Origin of the sequence: Marinifaba aquimaris (genome assembly GCF_013328345.1) — a bacterium.
GTDB classification, from domain to species: Bacteria; Pseudomonadota; Gammaproteobacteria; order Enterobacterales; family Alteromonadaceae; genus Marinifaba; species Marinifaba aquimaris.
This window is the reverse complement of sequence record NZ_JABULX010000002.1, coordinates 24,371-46,736: the sequence shown is the minus strand read 5'-3', so window position 1 is coordinate 46,736 and position 22,366 is coordinate 24,371. Positions and strand designations below refer to the sequence as shown.

General features: G+C 40.5%; 16 protein-coding genes and 1 riboswitch. Of the genes, 11 read left to right on the top strand and 5 right to left on the bottom strand.

The features are described from left to right. The first annotated feature begins 2 nt into the window (after positions 1–2). The 8 genes from HR060_RS01710 to pta all read left to right on the top strand — a co-directional run bounded on the left by HR060_RS01710 (position 3) and on the right by pta (position 10,832). Positions 3–3,134: an efflux RND transporter permease subunit gene (locus HR060_RS01710; RefSeq protein WP_174198538.1), complete on the top strand. Its 3,132-nt coding sequence runs from the start codon at positions 3–5 to the stop codon at positions 3,132–3,134. 8 nt (positions 3,135–3,142) lie between these two features. After that, positions 3,143–3,787 carry a paraquat-inducible protein A gene (locus HR060_RS01705; protein WP_174198537.1) on the top strand — a complete coding sequence of 215 codons (645 nt, stop codon included), beginning with the start codon at positions 3,143–3,145 and terminating at the stop codon, positions 3,785–3,787. Continuing rightward, the gene (locus HR060_RS01700; RefSeq protein WP_174198536.1) at positions 3,766–4,398 is read left to right on the top strand and encodes a paraquat-inducible protein A; all 633 of its coding nucleotides are present in this window, start codon (positions 3,766–3,768) and stop codon (positions 4,396–4,398) included. Before HR060_RS01705 ends, HR060_RS01700 begins: the two co-directional genes overlap by 22 nt. Position 4,399: 1 nt before the next feature. Next, positions 4,400–6,061: an intermembrane transport protein PqiB gene (gene pqiB, locus HR060_RS01695; protein WP_174198535.1), complete on the top strand. Its 1,662-nt coding sequence runs from the start codon at positions 4,400–4,402 to the stop codon at positions 6,059–6,061. After that, positions 6,061–6,633, top strand: coding sequence for an ABC-type transport auxiliary lipoprotein family protein (locus HR060_RS01690; RefSeq protein WP_174198534.1), 573 nt, complete (start codon positions 6,061–6,063; stop codon positions 6,631–6,633). Before pqiB ends, HR060_RS01690 begins: the two co-directional genes overlap by 1 nt. Positions 6,634–6,646: 13 nt before the next feature. After that, complete coding sequence (locus tag HR060_RS01685; protein ID WP_174198533.1) at positions 6,647–7,189, top strand: hypothetical protein; 543 nt, start codon at positions 6,647–6,649, stop codon at positions 7,187–7,189. Between the two features lie 287 nt (positions 7,190–7,476). Then, a complete protein-coding gene (locus tag HR060_RS01680; RefSeq protein ID WP_174198532.1) occupies positions 7,477–8,679 on the top strand; it encodes an acetate kinase in 1,203 nt (400 codons plus the stop codon). 2 nt (positions 8,680–8,681) lie between these two features. Continuing rightward, positions 8,682–10,832 (top strand): phosphate acetyltransferase, encoded by a 2,151-nt coding sequence (pta, locus tag HR060_RS01675; RefSeq protein WP_174198531.1) that lies wholly within the window; start codon positions 8,682–8,684, stop codon positions 10,830–10,832. Positions 10,833–10,852: 20 nt separating this feature from the next. On the opposite strand, the gene HR060_RS01670 is transcribed toward pta, so the two are convergent. From HR060_RS01670 to HR060_RS01655, 4 genes are read right to left on the bottom strand one after another with little or no spacing between them, the layout of a single operon-like run. Continuing rightward, a complete protein-coding gene (locus tag HR060_RS01670; protein WP_246283046.1) occupies positions 10,853–11,248 on the bottom strand; it encodes a cysteine-rich CWC family protein in 396 nt (131 codons plus the stop codon). Between the two features lie 2 nt (positions 11,249–11,250). Further along, positions 11,251–12,069, bottom strand: a complete 819-nt coding sequence (locus HR060_RS01665; RefSeq protein ID WP_174198530.1) for a cobalamin-binding protein — start codon at positions 12,067–12,069, stop codon at positions 11,251–11,253. Next, positions 12,062–13,411 carry a cobyrinic acid a,c-diamide synthase CobB gene (locus HR060_RS01660; protein ID WP_217434849.1) on the bottom strand — a complete coding sequence of 450 codons (1,350 nt, stop codon included), beginning with the start codon at positions 13,409–13,411 and terminating at the stop codon, positions 12,062–12,064. Before HR060_RS01660 ends, HR060_RS01665 begins: the two co-directional genes overlap by 8 nt. Further along, positions 13,412–14,026, bottom strand: coding sequence for a hypothetical protein (locus HR060_RS01655; RefSeq protein WP_174198529.1), 615 nt, complete (start codon positions 14,024–14,026; stop codon positions 13,412–13,414). Between the two features lie 116 nt (positions 14,027–14,142). Continuing rightward, positions 14,143–14,347, bottom strand: a riboswitch (cobalamin riboswitch). Between the two features lie 234 nt (positions 14,348–14,581). Here HR060_RS01655 and HR060_RS01650 point away from each other — a divergent pair. The 3 genes from HR060_RS01650 to HR060_RS01640 all read left to right on the top strand — a co-directional run bounded on the left by HR060_RS01650 (position 14,582) and on the right by HR060_RS01640 (position 18,781). Continuing rightward, positions 14,582–16,342: a peroxidase family protein gene (locus HR060_RS01650; RefSeq protein ID WP_174198528.1), complete on the top strand. Its 1,761-nt coding sequence runs from the start codon at positions 14,582–14,584 to the stop codon at positions 16,340–16,342. 202 nt (positions 16,343–16,544) lie between these two features. Continuing rightward, entirely contained in the window at positions 16,545–17,369 is an 825-nt protein-coding gene (locus HR060_RS01645; protein WP_174198527.1) for a flagellin N-terminal helical domain-containing protein, read from the top strand. Positions 17,370–18,067: 698 nt separating this feature from the next. After that, positions 18,068–18,781 carry a PEP-CTERM sorting domain-containing protein gene (locus tag HR060_RS01640; protein ID WP_174198526.1) on the top strand — a complete coding sequence of 238 codons (714 nt, stop codon included), beginning with the start codon at positions 18,068–18,070 and terminating at the stop codon, positions 18,779–18,781. 116 nt (positions 18,782–18,897) lie between these two features. Here HR060_RS01640 and HR060_RS01635 read toward each other — a convergent pair whose 3' ends face one another. Further along, the gene (locus HR060_RS01635; RefSeq protein WP_174198525.1) at positions 18,898–22,338 is read right to left on the bottom strand and encodes a sialidase family protein; all 3,441 of its coding nucleotides are present in this window, start codon (positions 22,336–22,338) and stop codon (positions 18,898–18,900) included. Positions 22,339–22,366 lie beyond the last annotated feature (28 nt).

Sequence of the window (22,366 nt, the reverse complement as noted above, 5' to 3'; positions counted from 1 at the left end):
TGATGACCACTGCAAAAACACAAGGCAGTATTATCGCTTGGTTTGCTCGTAATCCAGTTGCAGCCAACCTATTGATGATATTGATTATTTTAATTGGCTTGTACTCGGTTGATACCATTCGCAAGCAATCCTTTCCTGACTTTGAACTCAATCGCATTCAAATTCGCGTGCCTTATTTAGGGGCAGCACCACAAGAGGTTGAGCAAGGTATTATTTTGCAACTTGAACGAGCAATCGAACAGGTCGATGGTATCAAACGAGTGACGGCGACAGCTTCTGAAGGCATTGGTTCTGTAGTGCTTGAATTAGAAGATGGCTATGAAGTACTCACGGTAATGGATGAAGTGAAAGTTCAGGTTGATGCTATTAGTAGCTTTCCTGAAAATACTGAAAAGCCTGTCATTTACGAAATAAAGCCTGAAAAGAACGTATTATTTGTTCAGCTCGCAGGGGATATGTCTGAGCATGCTCTAAAACGTTTAACACGAGAAGTTTACGATGAAATTGTCGCGTTAGATGGTGTCAGTCGAGCAGAAATTGTCGGTGCAAAAAATTACGAGATCAGCATCGAAATTAGCGAAGCTAAATTAAGAGAATACAACTTAACGCTTAATCAAATTAGCGATCGTATTAAAGCCTCTTCTATTGATTTACCTGGTGGGGCGATTAAAAACCCCAATGGCGATATTCTACTTAGAACTAATGCCCAAGCTTATACCGGTGAAGAATTTGCTGAAATTGTCTTAATCACTCAAGCCGATGGCAGCAAGTTGCGTATCCGTGATGTTGCTACTGTAATAGATGGCTTTGAGGAAAGAGAAGTCATTGGTCGTTTTGATGGCAAAGACAGCTTAGGTATCCAAGTTAAGTCAGTCGGCGAGCAAAATGATCTGCTTATTGCTCAAGCTGTTCAAGACTATGTGAAAGAAAAGCAACAATCACTGCCAGATGGCGTTCAGCTCGCTACTTGGGGAGACTCCTCTCATTACTTACAAGGTCGAATGGATTTGATGACCAGCAATATGCTTGCTGGTGCTTTGTTAGTCTTTATTATCCTGACACTGTTTTTACAATTACGCCTAGCATTTTGGGTCATTATTGGTTTACCCGTTTGCTTTTTAGGGGCGATTGCACTGATGCCATACACGGGCGTAACCATTAATATGATCAGCTTATTTGCTTTCATTTTAGTGCTGGGAATCGTGGTGGATGATGCCATTATCATTGGTGAAAGTGTCTACAATGAGGTGGAACACCGAGGCTCTAGTGTAGAGTCAATTATATCGGGGGCACAACGCGTTGCGATGCCTGCAACTTTTGGTGTACTGACGACGATTGTTGCTTTTGTCCCTATGTTAACTGTTGACGGGCCAAGTTCGGTGATTTGGAAATCTATCGGTATGGTCGTCATTCTATGTTTGATCTTTTCTTTAATCGAATCCAAATGGATTTTACCTGCTCATCTTGCAGGGATGAAAACCAGACAACCCAAACCCAATGCTTTAACGCGTGCTCGCAACAAAGTTAGCAAAGGGCTAAGCCATTTCATTAATCAGTATTACCAACCATTTTTGACAAAAGCGATTGCTAATCGCTACATCACGCTTTCTGTGTTTGTCGGCGCTTTGTTAATTAGTGCCGGTTTAGTTGGCAGCGGGTTAGTGCGTTTTGTCTTTTTCCCTAATTTGCCAAGTGACTATATTCGCGCAGAATTGACGATGGAAGATGGGACGCCAGACAGTCAAACCAATAAAGCCATCATGTTAATTGAACAAGCACTTGAAGAAGTTGATCAAGCTTATTTGGCCACTAATGGCGAACACGTTGTTAAACATGTTAATAGCATTAGCCAATCTCAAACCTCTGGTGTGGTAATTGTTGAACTTTTGAAAGGTGAAAACAGGGAAACAGACGGCTTTGAAATTGCTAATTTATGGCGTGATGCATTTGATGAAATTCCTGGCGTTAAATCCGTCAGTTTTGATGCCGCGATTCAAGGTGGAGCGGGTACCGATTTAAACTTCCTTTTCACCGGAAGTGATTTAAATGAAGTCGCCTCGGCGGCACTTGAATTTAAGCAACGTTTAGCTGAGTTTAAAGGCGTTTACGATATTGCTGATAACTTCAGTGGTGGTAAGGATGAAATCTTATTAGCGCTAAAACCTGAAGCTGAATCTTTGGGTATTACCCTAGCTGACTTGGCTCGTCAGGTTCGCTTTTCGTTTTACGGTGTTGAAGCTCAGCGAATTCAGCGCGATAGTGAAGAAATAAAAGTCATGGTGCGTTACCCAGAGCAAGAAAGGGTCTCTATCGCTGATTTGGAAAATATGCGAGTCATTACGCCAAATGGTGACCGTGTGCCTTTTACCAGTGTGGCTTCGGTAACAATAGCCAAAGGGTACTCTAACATCACGCGTATTAATTATGTGCGCTCGATTAATGTAACCGCTCGCGTTGATAAGTCATTAGTCGAGCCGGGTAAACTTGCTGCTGAAATTGAAAGTAATGAAGTTGCCAATATTTTAGCCAAATACCCAAGTGTTAAATTTGAGCTATTTGGATCATCAAAAGATGAACAGGATGCGATGAAAAGCCTAGGTTTAGGTTTCTTATTTGCCATTATTGTTATTTACGCTTTGATGGCTATTCCGCTTAAATCATATAGCCAACCGCTTATTATCATGTCAGTTGTACCTTTTGGTATTATCGGTGCGATAGTGGGGCACTTGGTATTAGGTCTGTCGATAAGCGTTTTATCCATGTGCGGTATTATTGCTTTGACTGGGGTTGTGGTGAATGACTCGCTGATCATGGTGGACTTTGTCAACCGCGCAAAAGCGGATGGTATGCGATTAATTGATGCGGTCATACGAGCCGGCACTCAACGATTTAGAGCTATACTATTAACCTCTTTAACTACGTTTTTTGGTTTAGTACCTATCGTGTTAGAAAAGAGCTTGCAGGCGCAAATCGTGATCCCTATGGCAGTATCTTTAGCGTTTGGTATCCTATTTGCTACTGTTATCACGCTCATTTTAGTACCGAGCCTTTATATTATTTTGAGTGATATCAAAACCTTATTTGGAGCCAAACATCATGATGAAGACTTACTTGAGAGTGCGTCACTTAAGTAGTGGTAGCCATGGATTGTGATAAGGTCGGCAAAGATTATGTCGCGTGCTTTGAATGTGATTTATTGATTGAAACACCTAAGCTGACGGCCAAACAGTCGGCTTTTTGCCCGAGGTGTCATAGTTTAATCACTGCAAAATCGAGCAATAACTTACAGTACGCATTAGCTTATGCTTTTGCGGCTGTTATTTTATTAGTTGTTGCCAATCTTTTTCCTTTTCTCGGTTTTTCTGCACAGGGTAATAAGCTCACTATGACGTTGTGGCAATCGGCACAAACTTTGTACCATTATCAAAGTGAGATTTTAGCCTTATTGGTATTTTCATTTATCATACTCATCCCTAGTTTATTGGTATTAGGGGTGATTTATGTACTTTGGCCTCTTATATTCAGCCGTCAAATTGTTAAAGGGGGCATACCTATTGCCCGCGCTTTATTTACATTAAAGCACTGGAGTATGGCTGAAGTGTTCTTAATTGGCGTGATCGCCAGTTTGACAAAGATTACCTCCATGGCTCAAGTTGAATTAGGTTTATCTTTCTGGGCTTATATCTTGTTTGTGATAGCATTAACGCTTTCACTTTCTAGCTTAGATAAATACCGTTTCTGGCATTACTTAGATCAGGCAAAACGATGCCAGCACCTTCATCAGTAAAATCTGTTACCGCTAAATCTGTCGGTTTACAAAATTGTCGTGTTTGTGGGCTACTTAATGATGCCAAGCACAAGTACTGTCAACGTTGTCATGCCAGACTCGCCATGCGAACACCACTCAGTTTACAAAAAACCATTGCCTGGTTACTCACGGCAGTCCTGTTGTATTTGCCATCTAATTTTTTACCTATTATGCATACCACTAACTTTGGCCGAGAGTCGAGCTCGACCATAGTCGGCGGGGTGATTTTGCTGTGGGAGCAGGGCGGCTATTTTATTGCTTCGGTCATTTTTGCTGCCAGCATTGTCATTCCCATCATAAAAATACTGGTACTGATTTGGCTGGTTGTATCGGTAAAATACAATTTATTCACGCATAGGCACGAACGTGCGCTGATGTATCGGTTAACTGAATTTATCGGCCGTTGGTCGATGATAGATGTATTTGTAGTCGCGATTCTGGTTGCCTTATTCCAACTCGGCGGTATTTTGACCGTTGCCCCAGGCATTGCTGCTTTAGCATTTGCCGGCGTTGTGATAACCACTATGTTGGCGGCAAAAGCATTTGATCCCCGATTAATTTGGGATCAATATCAAAATGGAGATAAATAACTTGTCTGAGACAGTTCCCGCTGCACAAGCGGTAGTAAAGACACGCCGGAAAATATCAACGATATGGTTAATTCCAATTATCGCGTTGATTTCAAGTATCTGGATTATTGTTCAATATTATGTCGACCGTGGCCCTGAGATACGTATCGAATTTACCACCGCCGAGGGAATCGAAGCGGGTAAAACGCAAATTAAAGCTTTAAATGTTGAAGTGGGTATTGTTGAGCGAGTTGAACTCAATGATGATTTAGAGACGGTTTCTATTTTTGCTCGTATCGATCCCAAAGCAACTGACTTACTCAGGCAGGATACTCAATTTTGGGTGGTAAAACCGCGAATAGGCTCAAAAGGCATCTCGGGTTTATCAACGCTGCTTAGTGGTGCTTATATTGAGTTAGCGCCAGGTCAAGGTTACACAGGTATCGATAAATTTGTCGGTTTGGATAGCCCACCACTTATTCGCGGTAACCGAAAGGGTATTCATGTCACTCTTTCATCCGATGTCACGACTTCACTGTCAGCAGGTGACCCTGTGATGTATCGCGGTTTTAGAGTTGGACAAGTTAACCAAATTAAAATTGTTGAGCAAGGTCAACTCAAAGCGACAGCTTTCATAAGAGAGCCTTACGACAAACTTGTGACGACTAATTCTCGTTTTTTTAACGCCAGTGGTTTTAAGTTTGAGTTAACACCAGAGGGTATGGAATTTACAGCTGAGTCGATGGAGACGATTTTATCTGGTGGGGTGGCGTTTGATGTTCCGACCAATGTACCGCTAGGTCAACCTGTAGATGATGGTTACTTATACAAGCTTTATAAAAACCAGCAACAAATGAATCTTCACCCCTATCAATACTCGAATGAGTATTTGTTGTTATTTGATTCATCGACACGAGGTTTAATGGCTGGAGCACCTGTTGAATATCGGGGGATTCCTGTCGGTACGGTACAAGGTGTTTCCTTTGAATATTTAACGCCAGAGCAAAGACAAGCGATGTCTGCGGTCATGGTTCCTGTGATCATTAAAATCGATGCAGCGAGAATATTAGGCATTGATACACCAGAATCCAAAGCCTTACTCGATGATAAAATGCGTGATTACGTGACTCATGGCTTAAGAGCTGCACTTAAAAATGCCAGTTTAGTAACGGGCAAGCGTATCATTACATTGGATTACTATCCTGAGTTAGCAAAAGCTGAAATACAAAAAGTAGGGCCGCATTTACTGATCCCTAGTACTAATGACGACTTAGATCGCATTATCACCCGTGTTGGTATTTTTGTAGATAAGCTCAATGAGTTACCGATTAATCAAACACTCAATGAAGCTAATACGAGTTTGGCTAAATTAAACGCTATGTTGATTTCAGCTGATAAGCTGATCATGGACTTAAATGGCTATATTGGTAATGAAGATGTGAAGTCTTTACCAAAAGAATTGAAGCAACTGGTTAGTCAAATGCAGGATATGATGAGTGGTTATGCACCTGAATCTGATTTTTATCAGCAGCTTGATGTCACATTGAAACAGCTTACTTCAACATTGCGCAGTGTGGACCAAGTGACTACAGAATTACAAACTAAACCAAACTCATTGATTTTTGCCGAGCCTAAACAAGCAGATGTCATTCCTGGTGAATTATTAGGTCAGGAGCAAAACTAGTGTCATTTAAAAACATTAAACTATGGGCTGCATTATGTAGCGGACTATTGTTGGCTAGCTGTGCGAGCGAACCCACGCCTGAAGTAAAGCGTTACTTGCTTGATGATGAGTCATCAACTCGCGGGGGCTATGTTCATTTTGAAGTGCTACTACCGGGTTATTTACAACAAGATAAGTTAGTTGTAAAAGAGCAAGAACAACTTCATTTTGCTCATTATCACAGATGGGCAGAACCTTTAGAAAAGGGGATTGCGCGTTATTTATCGCAGTATATTACTATCGATGCCAATCAATCAGCTGCTCAAGTCAAAGTAGAAGTGACTAAGTTACATGGTTCTGTAACGGGTCAACTTTTTTTAAGCGGTCGTTGGCAGTTAACAGAATTAAAAAAAAATCGTCAGGGTGATGCGTTAACCAAAACGACATCATGGCGGAGTTTTAATTACATATTGAATCAAGCTCAAGCAGGTTACCCAGCAATGGTCACTGCCATTGAGCAAAGTTTAAATATTTTGGCAAAAGATATTGAAGCAGAGCTTAAGTCGAGCCAAGTATCAACACCAACTATCTAAATAAGGAATAATCATGCAAAAGCTACTAATTGCATTAACGCTACTGGGTTTTAGCTGTGTTCTACAGGCTAAAAACTTAACAGGTAATGATGTAGAAAAGTGGATTAAGGCGTTTCCGCAAGCTGAGCAGTGGTTGACGGCGAATGCCGATAAGTTATCGACAGAAAGTATCGATTTTTTAAATAACTCACCTGAAAAAGTGGTTGAAGTGGCCATGGCACAAATCAAATCTTCAGGTTTGTATGCGTCTTTTGCTAATCAATTGCAACAATATGGCTTTACGCCAGAGCAATTTATTTCAACACAAGTAAAGGTATTACAAGCGATGATGAGTTTAAATGTGCCAACGGATGCTGGCATGTTATCCAATCAAATGTCTGATACTTTGAAGCAGTTAGAAGCGAATGAGCAACTAACAGCAGAAGAAAAAGCCATGATGAAAAAGCAAATGCAACAAATGATGACGTTGACTCAAGGTTTCAATAAACAGCAGCAAAGCCCTGATGTTGCTGTTATTGAGCAATATAAATCACAAATACAGGGTTTATTTCAGTAGACAGTAAGCCTTTTATCCCGCTTCAATGTTTGTTCCTGTTCGCTTTGTATATCGTACTCGGCTAGTTTTACAGCGCAAACGTTGAAGCTTTGATCTTGACGTTAATATCCTTCGCTAATTTGTAATATTGTTTTAATTCTTTGACTTATCACAAGTCTCACCCGCCAATTGTCAGTAAAATATACCTGTCTTTTTGATAAAGCTGCTCGCTGTTCTAACGAGCTAGTTTTTATCCAAGTTTGTTCTAAGCTTGATCAAAATATCAATTCAATTCTTTTGAGGTAACTATGACCGAAGGCCAATTTGCATTGGTGTTAAATTGCGGCAGCTCGTCGTTAAAATTTGCAATTGTTAATACCGATACCGCGGAAAATATTTTAACTGGATTAGCTGAGTGTTTAGGCGCGGATGATGCACGCATTGAATGGAAGTTAGATGGCAAAAAGCAAGGACTTTCTCTAGGTGCAGATGCGATGCACCAAGTGGCAATTGACCAATTGGTAAAACTCATTCACCAACAAGATCTTGATACTTGTTTATCTGCAGTTGGGCATCGTGTGGTTCACGGCGGTGAGCAGTTTACCCAGTCTGTTTTGATCAATGCAGAAGTTAAAGCGACGATTAAAGAAATGAGTAAGCTCGCGCCTTTGCACAATCCGGCTAATTTGCTGGGAATTGAAGCTGCGCAAAAGAGCTTTCCACATTTACCCCAAGTTGCCGTGTTTGATACCGCCTTTCATCAAACAATGCCGCAACAAGCCTATTTGTACGCTTTACCAAAAGCTCTTTATAAACAACATGGTATTCGTCGTTATGGTTTCCATGGTACCAGCCATTATTTCGTGACTCAGCAGGCCGCTAAAACGCTTAATAAACCTGTATTAGAAGTAAATCTAATTACAGCGCATTTGGGCAATGGTTGCTCAGTATCTGCCGTTAAAAATGGTCAATCTGTTGATACTAGTATGGGATTAACACCGCTAGCTGGCCTAGTCATGGGAACCCGCTCGGGTGATGTAGACCCTGGTATTGTCATGTATCTGAATCAACAGTTAGGCCATAGCATTGATGAAATCGATAAAGTGCTTAATAAACAAAGTGGCTTACTGGGCATTTCAGAATTCAGTAACGATTGCCGAGCACTAGAAGAGGCTGCAGCTGAAAATAACCCAGGTGCTCAGTTGGCGCTCGAAGTCTTTAGTTATCAGTTGGCTAAATTTATTGCCGCCTATACCGTACCACTTGGGCGTTTGGATGCATTAGTGTTTACCGGTGGTATTGGTGAAAACTCATCCTTTATTCGCCAAACCGTATTAAATCACTTGACGATATTTGGTTTTGAATTAGACGAACAAGCCAACTTGGCTGCTCGCTTTGGCAACACGGGTATAATTACACGTGAATCAAGCCCCAAAGCTTTAGTCATACCGACAAATGAAGAGTTGGTGATTGCTCAAGATGCGGTACGTATTTCATCAGAGGAGGCATAATCATGGCTTCACGTATAATGTTAGTCCCAGTTGGTGCTGGTGTTGGTTTAACTTCTATCAGTTTAGGCTTAGTTAGGGCGCTTGAGCAGCAAGGTATTGCCGTTAACTTTTTTAAACCTGTATCACAGCCGAGAACGGGCGAAAAGGGGCCGGAAAAATCGACTGAAATTATCAGACAAACGACCTCTATCAAGCCTCCTTTATCTTTTGATGTTGCTCACGTTGAGCAAATGATGGCAGATGATAATGCCGATGTTTTGTTAGAAGAAATTATTGGGCGTGTTGAATCTCAAACAAAAGATGATCAAGTCTTAGTGATTGAAGGTTTAATACCTTTACCTAACCAAAACTACACAGGTAGATTAAATAAAAAAATTGCTACTGCTTTAGGTGCTGATGTCATTTTCGTGTTATCGCCACAAAACCTTAGCAATGACAAAATTGAAGATATGCTGGAGGTAACAGCTGCAAATTATGGCGGTGTTGAGAGTGAAAAAACACTGGGCTGTATTTTTAATAAAGTGGCTGCTCCGCTAGAGAAAGATGGCCGCCTGAGTCTAGATGCAAGTGAGCCTGTTGATGATGAAACGTATCAAGCGGCACTTGCTCATTTACAGTCTATCCCACTCTTTCGTCGAGCGCGCTTTAAGATGCTAGGCGCCATTCCTTGGCACTTTGATATGATAGCCCCGCGAGTGAAAGACTTAGCAGCTTCACTGAATGCTAAAGTGATTAACGAAGGGGATATGGAACACAGGCGCTTGCGTTCGGTCAATTTCTGCGCACGTACGGTGAACAACATGTTGGATCATTTCAAACCCAACACTTTGGTCGTTACCCCAGGTGATCGCTCTGATGTGATTGTTGCCGCGTGTTTATCGGTTATGAATGGTACTAAGATAGGTGCAATTCTTTTAACTGGTGGTATCGAGCCTGATGCCGATATCATGAGTTTGTGCGAACAAGCTTTATCTTCAGGGGTACCCGTTCTTCTGAGTCAGGGGGATACTTGGCGTACTGCCATTGATTTACAACGCTTTAATTTTGAAGTCCCAGTTGATGATTTACAACGTATTGAAAAAGTAAAAGATCACACTGCAAACTTTATCGACAAAGCGTGGATTGAAACGCTGCAAGCGACTGATGTCGGTATTAAGAAAATGTCCCCGCCTGCATTTAGGTATCAATTGTCCGAGGCGGCTAGAAAAGCATACAAAACCATTGTTCTACCTGAAGGTAATGAGCCAAGAACGATTAAAGCGGCCGCTATCTGTGGAGAGCGAGAAATTGCACGTACTGTATTGCTCGGTGATAAAGCTGAGATTTTACGTATTGCGGAACAGCAAGGTGTTAACCTCAATAATTACGTAAAGATAGTTGAGCCAGCATCAATTGCCGACAAATACGTAGAACCTTTAGTTGATCTCAGAAAACACAAGGGTATGACAGATGTCGTTGCACGGGAGCAACTCAAAGACACTGTGGTGCTAGGAACTATGATGTTACAGCAAGGCGAAGTCGATGGTTTAGTGTCGGGAGCCGTTAATACAACGGCTAATACTATTCGTCCTCCATTACAGCTTGTTAAAACAGCACCTGATAGTAGCTTAGTCTCTTCGATCTTCTTTATGTTGCTGCCTGAACAGGTATTTGTTTATGGCGACTGTGCAATCAATCCTGACCCAACGGCAGAGCAGCTAGCCGATATAGCAATTCAGTCGGCAGATTCGGCCAAAGCGTTTGGGATTAATCCTAAAGTCGCTATGATCAGCTACAGCACGGGCAGCTCCGGTGCTGGAGATGATGTAGAGAAAGTAAGACAAGCTACAGAATTGGCGAAGCAGAAACGGCCTGATTTATTGATAGATGGACCTTTGCAATACGATGCCGCAGTGATGGAAAATGTTGCGCGAAAAAAAGCACCAGACTCTAAAGTTGCAGGTCAAGCGACGGTATTTGTCTTCCCTGATTTAAATACGGGCAATACTACTTATAAAGCGGTGCAGCGAAGTGCAGATTTAGTCAGTATTGGCCCTATGCTACAAGGCATGAGAAAGCCCGTTAATGACCTATCACGTGGTGCTTTGGTAGAAGACATTGTTTATACCATCGCATTAACCGCTATTCAGGCTAAGCAACTAGAGGACAATTAGTTACTTAGCTCGTGATATTGCTAATAAGGGCAGTTGCGGCAGCCATTGCCGCAACAACGTCCGCGTTTTAATAAATACCAAGTGTTAAACACGTAATTACCATCTTCAATTTGGTAATCGATATGTTCGAGTAGAGGTTTGTCATCCCGATAAGGTTGTGCAAGTTTTACAAGCTGCTCGGTTGGCAAATGAGCAATTAAATGCTTGATTCGATCCCCATAACGCTTCGATAAACATTGCTTACAAATACAGCGCTTTGCTTGGTTTTTTTCAACCTCTAATAATTCGATTTCAGACGATGCTTGCCTGAGTAGCTCAGTCAGTTTGGGCAATTCCATGCACCAGCAGTGGCCTCCTTGTTTGGCCTGTTCAACATCACAGCTAAATTGAACGCCACATTGGTGACAAGTTTGCATATTTAATTACTCTGCTTTTGGTGCCAGTTCTCTATAATTTGATAAATTTGTTGTAGCCCATCGGTTAGACACGCTGGCCCAGGTTGTAAAATATCGGCAGACTTTATCTCGTGCAGTTCGTTATTTTGTACTGCTGAAATCGTTTGCCAATTTTCTCTGGCCTTTACTTTTTCGGGGACGAAACGCTTGCCACACCAAGAACCAATGATTATATCTGGTTGCCTAGCTACGACATCTTGGTTATTGGCCACAATTCTATTTTTTGCTAATGATTCCTTAGCAAACTCTGGATAGCAATCGTTACCACCTGCAATTTGAATTAATTCACTGATCCAGCCAATCCCCGTAATGATGGGATCATTCCACTCTTCAAAATAAACTTTTGGCCTTTCAGTCAATAATGCTGCCTTTTGTTTAATTTCTTCAACGCCAGCGGCTAAATCGGCAATCAGTTTTGCTGATTTATCGGGCCTGCCTATTAAGGCGCCGAGTGTGGCAATCATTTGAAAAATTTCACTGATGCTACGTTGGTTAAAACAGTGCACACTGATACCTTGTTTGATTAAGTCTTTGACGATGTCCGCTTGCATATCAGAAAAGGCCAGTACTAAATCGGGCTTTAAATCAGTTATTTTGTCTATTTTTGCATTGATAAAACCTGAAACTTTTGGTTTTTCTTTGCGGGCATGTGCAGGTCTGACAGTGTAGCCTGAAATACCGACAATACGGTCTTGCTCCCCCATTAAATATAATGCTTCGGTTGTTTCCTCTGTCAGGCAAACAATGCGTTCAGGGTATTTTATTTGGCGATAATCAGTCATTAAATCGAGTCTTTATATTGGCATTGAAAAAGGAGCAAACAAAGTCAGGGTTACTAGCAAAATACCAATGAATATAAGAGGCGAGAATATTATTTTGCCAGTAGATATTCTCACCGTGTGTTTTATAAGGATGTGTTGTGCCGGTTAATCTAATTGGGAGATTTATTTCTGCACTCGAGTAATGATAGCTGTGACCCGTTAATTGGTGTTTTTGCCCAGTGAGCAGGCTAAAATCCGCTCCTTGCATACCAATACTCGATATGCGCTTGTGCATTTGACCTGAACCCGGTAACACACCCGACATGTCGATACAGGTTCCGTCATCAAGCTTTAGCTGTTCCAGTAAATAAAGCATACCGCCACACTCAGCAAGAATGGGCTTCTGGCTATAGGCAAATGCTTTTAAAGACTGAATGAATGCTTCGTTCTGACTCAATTGCTCTGCATAAAGCTCTGGATAGCCGCCTGGTAGGTATAATGCATCCGCTTGCGGTAGTGCCTTATCGTTAAGTGGCGAGATAAAAATAAGCTCAGCGCCTGCACTTCTCAATACATTAAGGTTTTCTTGATATAAGAAATTAAAGGCAAGGTCTTTAGCGACTAAAATGGTTTTGCCTTTTAATGTTTGGGTTGCTGGAATACTGGAGTTAGTTGCCTTGGCTTGTACCTTACCGGCTATTTTAGTGATGTAGCTAAAATCGGCCAAACGCGATTGAGCGATTTGCTGGGCAGCTAGATTGAGTTTGTCGTCAATATCAGCTAATTCTTTCGCTTGAACCAAACCTAGATGTCTTTCGGGTAAAGTGATTTCTGCTTGCCTGTTAAATTGTGCCACTAGATCAATATCGGACAACATACTGTCTGCTAGCATTTGGCCATGGCGCTGACTCGCAATTCGATTGGCAATAACACCTGCAAGTTGAAAATCTTGCCGATAACTTTTTAAACCACAGGCAATGGCACCAAAGGTTTGTGCCATGGCACTGGCATCGATAACTGCCAGAACTGGAATATCAAAAAATGCGGCAAGGTCAGCAGTAGATGGCTGGCCATCAAATAAACCCATCACACCTTCGATTAAAATTAAATCGGCTTGTGAAGCTGACTCTGCAAGTAAAGCCTGGCAAGCATCTTTACCTACCATCCACAAATCCAGTTGTTTAACTGCAAAGCCACTTGCTTGGGTTAATATCATTGGGTCAATAAAGTCTGGACCGGTTTTAAATACGTGAACGATTTTGCCTTGTTGTTGATAGTAACGGGCCAATGCGGCGGTAATTGTCGTTTTTCCTGAACCGGAAGAGGGAGCACTTATAATTAAAGCGGGACACAGTTTCATCATTTAGTCCTGTTTTAATAGCGCATCAGCGACTTTAATTTTTGAAAAGAGCCAATAGACTAGCAACGCAAAACCAACATAAATAAATGGGTTCTGCACGTAGGGGAGATAATATTTTGCCACTCTAGCGGTATATTCTGCCCAGTTTAGATCGGTAAATTTACCGGACAATAAGTAGTAGCTGCCGTTAGATGTTAAAAAAGCCAGGCTACTAGAAATGGCTAAAAAGACGAAACTTTTAGCCCCTGCCAGCGCTTTTCCTCTCGCTTGTGCATTGAAGTAACTCCACTTACCAAACTGGTAGCAAATAAAGTAACCGACAATTAAAAAGGGGTAAGAGACGGTAATACAATCGCCAAAAGAGCCTCTGGCATAGCTAGACAATAGATCAATACCCACCGCTAGACTGAATAACCCGTAAAAGCTTTTCATTCGTGCAATAAAAAAGCCAGCTAGGAAAAAACAAGCAAGTGTGGCACTTGGCAAATGTAAGTTAGAGGCAAAATGATATCCTCTGGTTAACAACATCAGCGAGGCAAGTAGCAGAAAAATAACTATCTTGGCGCTATTTTGATTAACTCGTTCAGTAAGACGAGTATTACTTTGTTGAGTAAACATGGACCACCTAAACCTAGTGTTAGGCAGTAGACGAGATTAGACGCAGCTGATACTACTTAGCGTAATAAATAAGTTAAATGTCTAAAAAGCCGCCCACCGCAGTTTTCTATTAAGCTTGATTTGCTATGTGTTAGGCCGGTCTCCGGGCTTATGCTCAAGCGTTTTTTAGTCCCTTCCCATAAATATTTGTTACTTACAGTGGTGATGACCAAAAACTTGCAATTACCGTTGCGGGGGCAGCTCAGGATTAGGCACCTGATTCCCGTTTCACCTTGGCATGAAAGTGATTTCATCCAAGACACCTAAAACTGACGCTACTTTACACTTTTAGACAAAAGCTTTCAAAAAATGAAATATTAAAAATGTTAGTTTTTTGCATTTTTAGGTTAACCATTTAACGAAGTGGTAACACCGTCTAAAAATACATTTTTTGTTTTTAACTTATTGATTTTATTTGTTTTATTTTTAATCTTTTTGTCTTTTTATAGTCGTTTTTCTGTCATTTAACTCACCTAATTTAGCGCCCGGTTTTAAATAAAAATATTAAGGATAACAATGAAATACGTTCTAAATCAGGCGAAGTGGGCCTGCTGTGCATTAACTTTTAGCTCATTTGCTTCTTTCGCTAGTTCTCAGTCTACTCCACAAGAGCCTCCTCTTGATAACCCTATCTGTGAGCGGGTACTGGTACGAGCTATTGATGGTACTTGTAATAACGTTGTAAAACCTAGATTAGGGGCAGCAGGTATACAGTTACTCAGAGTATTTCCTTCTGCCTATCAGGATGGTTTGAGTCAGTTAGTTGAACATTCACCTAATAGCCAATTAGCCAGAAAGAATCCTCGTGAAATTTCAAATATTGTGGCAGCACAAGCTGAAGATATGCCTAGCTTAAATCAGTTAAGTCAAATGGTTTTTCAGTGGGGACAATTTATCGATCACGACCTAGATATTGATGCTGATATCAATCAAGCCCATGGCAATGGCGAAACGGTTATTATCGACCAAGTTTTAGGGGATTTATTCCCAGCGGTTCACTTTGAGCGCTCAAATTATGATGAAACAACCGGTATTGATACACCACGTGAGCAAATGAACCATATTACCGCCTGGTTAGATGGCTCAATGATCTATGGCTCTGATATTGAATCAGCAAACTGGTTAAGAAGCTTCAAGAAAGGTTTGTTAAAAACTTCAACACGTATAAATGAACAAGGTGAAATTGAGCATCTTTTACCTTTCAATACGGTAACAGGTGAGCGTTTTGATGAGTTGGGTGCGCCTGTCGAACTAGATTTATCCGCTCCACGTATGGCCGGAGATACCGACAGAGCAGGGCAACGTCAAGCTGTATTTGTTGCTGGTGATATTCGAGCTAACGAGCAGACGGGTTTAACTGCAATGCATACGTTATGGGTACGTGAACACAATCGTATTGCTGCTATGGTTTGGGAGCAAGGCTATCGCGACGATGAAGAAATTTACCAACGTACAAAACGTATTGTCACCGGTAAAATTCAAAAAATTACATACCAAGATTGGTTACCAGCACTCGGTATTCAAGTGTCTGAATATCAGGGTTATCAGTTTGATGTAAACCCAGCTATCAGCAATACATTTGCTGCAGCTGCATTTCGTTTTGGTCACACTATGTTGCCAAACAACTTAGCCATTTTACAATCAGATAACTCACCAGCCACTATGATCAGTCGAGGTCGAGTCTTTAATGGTGAAATACCGCTGATTAATGCTTTCTTTAACCCTGAGTTAGTGGCCGAGTACGGTGCAAACTACTTCTTAAAAGGCTTAGCTGAAACATCACAGCAGCAAGTTGATATTCACCTTGTCGATGCGATTCGAAACTTACTATTTTTTGATCACACTGGTACGGCGATTTTTGGTAATGATTTAGCGATGCTGAACATTCAGCGTGGTCGTGACCATGGTTTGTCTGACTATGTGACTATTCGTTCACAAGTGGAGCAGGGAAGTGAAATTTCGTTATTTGAAGAAATTAACGATAACCCTGAAATCGCTGCTAAATTGGCTTTAGCCTATGATGGTGATATCAATAATATCGACGCGTGGGTTGGTTTAATTGCTGAATCACATCAGCCTGGTATGGCGGTAGGTCAAACTGCGGCTGCAATTATTCAAGAGCAGTTTGAACGTTTGAGAGATGCTGATTTCTATTATTACTTAAATGACCCCTTCATTTTTGCCGAAGATAAAGTACTGATTGAGCAATCAAGCTTATCGCAAGTATTAATTGATAATACCGGCTTTAGTTTTAATAGTGATACTTTTCATCACTAATAGATTTTAGGGCCTATTTTTAGCTAGATTGTCGGGGCGATTTACCCCGGCAATTTCGTTTTTAAACGGGCCAAATATTTGCCGACAATCGGCAACACTTTCCTCTCTTTTTTATTCAAGCACCACCGATAACTTAATTGTCCGACACAAAAACAATAAAAAAAATACGGGCATTTAATTTAAAAATCTTGGAGAGAGAATCATGTCTTTATTTGTAAATACTAACGTATCCTCGTTAAATGCTCAGCGTCAGTTAATGACATCAGGTAATGGTTTAGACGTGTCGTTTGAACGTTTATCATCAGGTTTCCGTATCAACCGTGCAGCGGATGATGCTGCGGGTCTTCAAATCACCGACCGTATGACATCGCAGATTCAAGGCTTAAACCAAGCTATTCGTAATGCAAACGATGCAATTTCACTTTCACAAACAGCTGAAGGTGCAATGCAAGAAATCACGAATTCACTACAACGTATTCGTCAATTAGCGATTCAAGCACAAAACGGTATCAATGGTTCATCAGACCGTTTAGCCCTGCAAAAAGAAGTATCAGCATTAAAAACAGAAATCAGTCGTATCGGTGCCACGACTCAGTTTGCCGGCGTTGACTTATTAAGAGGTGATTACTCAGCCGCTTTCTTAGTGGGTGCAAATGGTGGTCAATCCATTTCAGTTAATTTATCTCGTCAAGGCGGCTTTGGTGCATCGGGTTTAGGTATTGGTCAAATCTCGGTCGCGACAGAGCAACAAGCGTCAGCGGCGTTAACGTTAATTGATGGTGCAATTTCAGTAATAGGTGGAACACGTGCCGATTTAGGTGCATTACAAAACCGTTTCCAATCAACGATTCGTAACTTATCAAACGTTGTTGAAAACGTATCAGGTGCACGCTCGCGTATCAAAGATACCGACTTTGCGGCAGAAACAGCAGAATTAACCCGTAATCAGATTTTACAACAAGCAAGCCAAACGGTTTTAAGTCAGGCGAACCAACGTCCACAAGCGGCATTATCACTATTAGGATAAAGCCAGGTTAACGTCAAAAAGCGCTTGGTTTCATCGCTACTTATCATGTGAAACCAAGCATTTATTATCGAACTTAAAAGCAAATTAATCAGTCTTAATAGTAAGCTATTCGTCTTTTGAGTGACTCACCATTAAGATTTTGCTCACTCTCTCCAAGTGTTGAGCCTTAGGCTGGTGTTTGATTAACACCAGCCCATTTTATTCTTAATAAAGTAAACGTTGTTTTTATGGCACGCAGTTTGCTTTATCTAGAATGCGTCAAAAACTTGATGGGCTTTCCCTCAGCCCTTTTAAACTTTGATGCAGCTTTCAGTGGTTTTTTTACATCGATAGGAAGAGTAAAGCACTGAAAAAACGCCGACTGGCAGGATAGGTGACCTAACCTCACACCCTCACTCCTGGCATTTATTTTGTTAGTCGGCATACCCTTTTCCCTTTTGTTCTTAAGATATCGCTTTATCTCTGCCCCTATTTACTGTTCATTTTTTTTACACTTGTTACTTTTTGTATCTATATGTTTACGGTTTTATTTTTTAAGCTATTGATATTGTTTGTTATTTTATTGGTGGTTTGTTTTTTGCTTATCAAGTGCAACATTTTTGTACGAGCGGTTCCTCGTGGTGAAGGAGTACTAAAAATGCTATGCCGAAAATAAAACTAATATCGGCTGGATATATAAAATCAAATAAGGATTAAAAATGAACACTTTCGCAAAATACCTTTCTGCGGCTGCCGTTCTTGTCAGCGCACAAGCTCAAGCCGTTCCAGTTACTTTCTATGACACTATCGTTGGCGGTCAAACATCTTTCACAAACACGGTTGTTTCAACTGGTGCTTCAGTAGCTGATTTAACATTATCTGGTTTAACTACTAGCTCTTCTTGGGATTTAGGTGGTTTCACTATTGAAACAACAGATGGTTTCACTACTGGTGTTCGATCAGCAAGTGCTAATACTTCGAGTGGTCAAATGATCAATATTGACCCTACACAAGTTAACCCTGAAACATCAGGTATTACATTTACTTTCGATAATGCAATTAACGCATTAGGTTTTGAAGTAGGTGACTGGGGTACATGTTGTTTACCATCAAGTCTTTACATTCAATTTGATGGTGGTGCAGTGCAGCAAGTTGCAACAGCAAATAGCTACAACGATAACCCAACAGTTGCTAATGGTGGCGGTAACGGTAACGATACTGTATTTGTTGGTGCTATCGATGATACAAACACTTTTACAACAGTAACTTTCTGGGGTGATGGTTATGGTGAAGTGTTAACAGCAGGTGGTAAGATTTTATTTGCTCAAGTTGGTATTGGTAGTGTTGTTAACCCAGTTCCAGCACCTAGCGGTTTATTATTATTAGGTTTAGGTGTTTTAGGTGTGAGCTTAAGACGCAAACTTGCTAAATAACAGCTTTGATTTTTGATAAAAGCCGAATCATCTGATTCGGCTTTTTTGTTCTCTATGAACAGTATGCCTCTGTTAGATGTAAATTGTTCAGTGGCACATGTTTTTAAAAGTTAATGTTAATCCTCTGATAAAGGAACAAAGAAAATATCTCTTGTCTCATTTAAATCTAAGCTATAGGCTTTATAAAGAGAGCCATCGTTTAGTTTAATGTAGATGGGAGCGAAGCCTTCGTTATGAGTATAATAACTTTCGTCAGACAAGGTTAAATTGTCCGAGATGGTTACTTTAGTTGTTATGCCCCAAGAGAAGAAGAATATATCCGTACTGCTCTCATTGTTAACAAAGTTAAAGTTAGATATATAACCTTTCCAAGTTTTGACTTCTTGCCAGCTTTGCCCTCCGTCTTGCGAAGCAAGTAAAGTACTGAAGTTTCCATCTTCTTCTTGATAGTTAACAGCGCGGTAACTCAAGAGAAGCGTACCGTTATCCATAGCTGTTATTTTAGGTTCGATGGCTTCCTGTTCAGTACTAATTTCAATCGGTGTGGTCCATTGAAGTAAATTATTGGAAGTTGATACATGCAATTGATTTTTATTTAGCTGTGGGTTGAAAACACTATAGGTTAAATAGTAATCACCATTTGGTGCTTGAGTAATTGATTTACTTGCGGGTGAATAGCTACAACCTGAAGAGCAATCTTCATAGGAGGATAAATTAATGCTTGCTTGTTGTAACCATCTTTCGCCTGTATCTGATTTTAAAATACAGATTCCTAAATAATTTCTACAATTGGTCGCTAAAACAAAATCATTGTCTGCATTGGCTATTAGACTGGCTGTTGTATCTGATTCCAGCACACTTGGGTTCGAAAATGCCTGCCAGCTACGACCATTACTAGTTGAGTATCTCAGTTGGTTTACTACTTTGCTATTTGAAAACTCCCTGTATACTGCTAATAATTGACCATTAGATTCTTGGGCAATACTGGCCAAATAGGATGAGCCTTCAGATTGAGTTATATTGACTCCTGGCTCAGGATCTAAAATAGGTTCACAAACGTCTTCACCACTTGAGCATAATAAAGTGTAATTACGTGATTGCTTTTTATCGATCCAAACATCCTCTTCTGGAGAGCAATCATTGCCACCACGAGAGCAATAAACTGAGATATCTAACCTAAAATCACCAGAGTATTCAACGGATGGGAAATTGATCTCCCACTCTTGTGACAAGCTGTCAAAAATCCCGTTGAAATAACCATTTGTAGTGTATTTTTCTACACGCTTATATTCTGGTTGGTTTAAATGATCATAACCAATTATTTTAGAAAGGTCATAACTGTAATATTGTAGGTGCCACCCATCACTGGATAATAGGCGATTACCCTTGGAATCAAATCCTCGAACACGGATTTTGATAGTTTCATTTGTGTAATATTCATCTAAAGAATAGCTGACATGGATGAGGTCTTTATTATCTAAAATCCCGTCATTATCATCATCTGTGTCGGCTAGATCTCCAATTAAATCACGATCAAAGTCTTTAGAATCAGATGCATCTAATGGCAATTCATCTTCAGCGTCTTTTACACCATCATTATCATCGTCATCATCTACATTATCACCGAGACCGTCTTGATCGTTATCTCGCCACTCATCTTCATCTAGCGGAAAAGCGTCTTCGTCATCGTTAATACCATCGTTATCATCGTCGGTGTCAGCATTATTACCTATGCCATCAGCATCATTATCTAAGGTTTCTGTTTTATCAAGAGGCAAGGCATCTTCGTCATCACTAACGCCATCCCCATCATCATCACTATCTTTGTTATTACCGATACCATCTAAATCAGTATCTATGCTTTCTTCTGCATCAAGAGGGAAGGCGTCCTTATCATCAATCACACCATCATTATCATCGTCAGTGTCAGCATTATTACCGATAGAGTCAGAATCTGTATCGAGTGATTCTTTATCATTGAATGGGAAAGCATCTAACTCATCAACGACACTATCATTATCATCATCAGTATCTGTGTTGTTACCTAAGCCATCATTATCAAAATCAGCTGATTCGGTTGAATCTAGTGGGAATAAATCAGCTGAATCTGGCACATTGTCATTATCATCATCTAAATCGGTATTGTTACCAACACCATCTAAATCCGTGTCCAGTGATTCTGTTGGGTCCAACGGGAAAGCATCTTCTGTATCATTTATGGTATCGTTATCATCATCAATATCGGCATTATTACCTGTACCATCCCCATCAGAATCTAGCCACTCTGAAGCGTCGAAAGGAAATAGATCCAACGTATCAGCTGTACCATCATTATCATCATCTAAATCGGCATTATCACCTTGGCCATCTTTATCAAAATCTTTTTGCTCTGCTCGATTAAGTGGTAATTCATCTTCACTATCTAGGGTGCCGTCGTTATCATCATCATCGTCTTGATTGTTGCCGATACCATCTAAGTCTGTATCTAGGTGTTCTGCTGGATCAAGCGGGAAGGCATCTTCAATATCTGATACTTGATCATTATCATCATCTTCATCTGCTGCATTAAGCACACCATCATTATCATAATCAGCTGTTAAAATTGCACCAGATAATACAATTGAACTCGCTAGTGTCGTTAAATATGTATCATCATTAAATGTTTGTCCTGTAACGCTTGTTTCACTCAACATTTGCAGGTGAATATCACTAACAGAGATGTTTGTTCCCACAACTAATAAGTTTGAAACATCGTTTTGAAATACTGAAACATCATCTGCTTGATAAGCTATTATCGGAACCAGCTCTGATAATGCATCTAATTTACCGTCAGTAATATCTTGTGCTAATTGCTGAAATATTATGTCTGAGCTTTGGTTTACATTAGTAAGTGACTCAATTTGACTCGCCAGTATTTCATTGATTTGCCTTATTTGAAATGAAGACGTTTGTTGGTCTGTACTCATTCCAGAATTTAAAATTGGACTTGTTTGAGTAATACTTGCTTGTAGTGTTTGACCATAACTAAAAATAGATTTTATTAGTGCTTCAGATTCAACTTTTGCTTGAGCATAAGATAAACCCAATTTCATTTTTTCTAAACTTACAAAATAAGAGAGGGTGGATAATGGTGTGGCATAAGTTGCTTGACCTGCTGTTATTTGGTTTGCCTCAACTAAATTGTATAGCTTGTTAAAAACGGGTTTATTACCAGTTGAAGTATCAACCGTTTCATCAGTTGCAATAAATTCAAGAAGGTAATAATCAGCTAACGGGGCTTGGATATTTAAACCATTTATAAAGGTGTTATCACCTGTGGTTGAACTGCTGACAATACCTCCTAAACCATCTGTGATATTGAGGTCTAAATTTCTTAAATTGACACTGGCGTTTTGCCAAGGGCCTTTAACTGCAGCGCCATGAATAGAATAAGATTGAGGCTGTTTTTTAGAGCTGGGAGTTGAGCCTCCGCCACCTCCGCCACCACAGGCTGATAATAGTGCAATTGAGACAGCTAGGCTGATTTTTTTTAGTGCTATTGAGTTTTTGAAATCCATAGCGATTACTACTCCATTTTGTAACTAT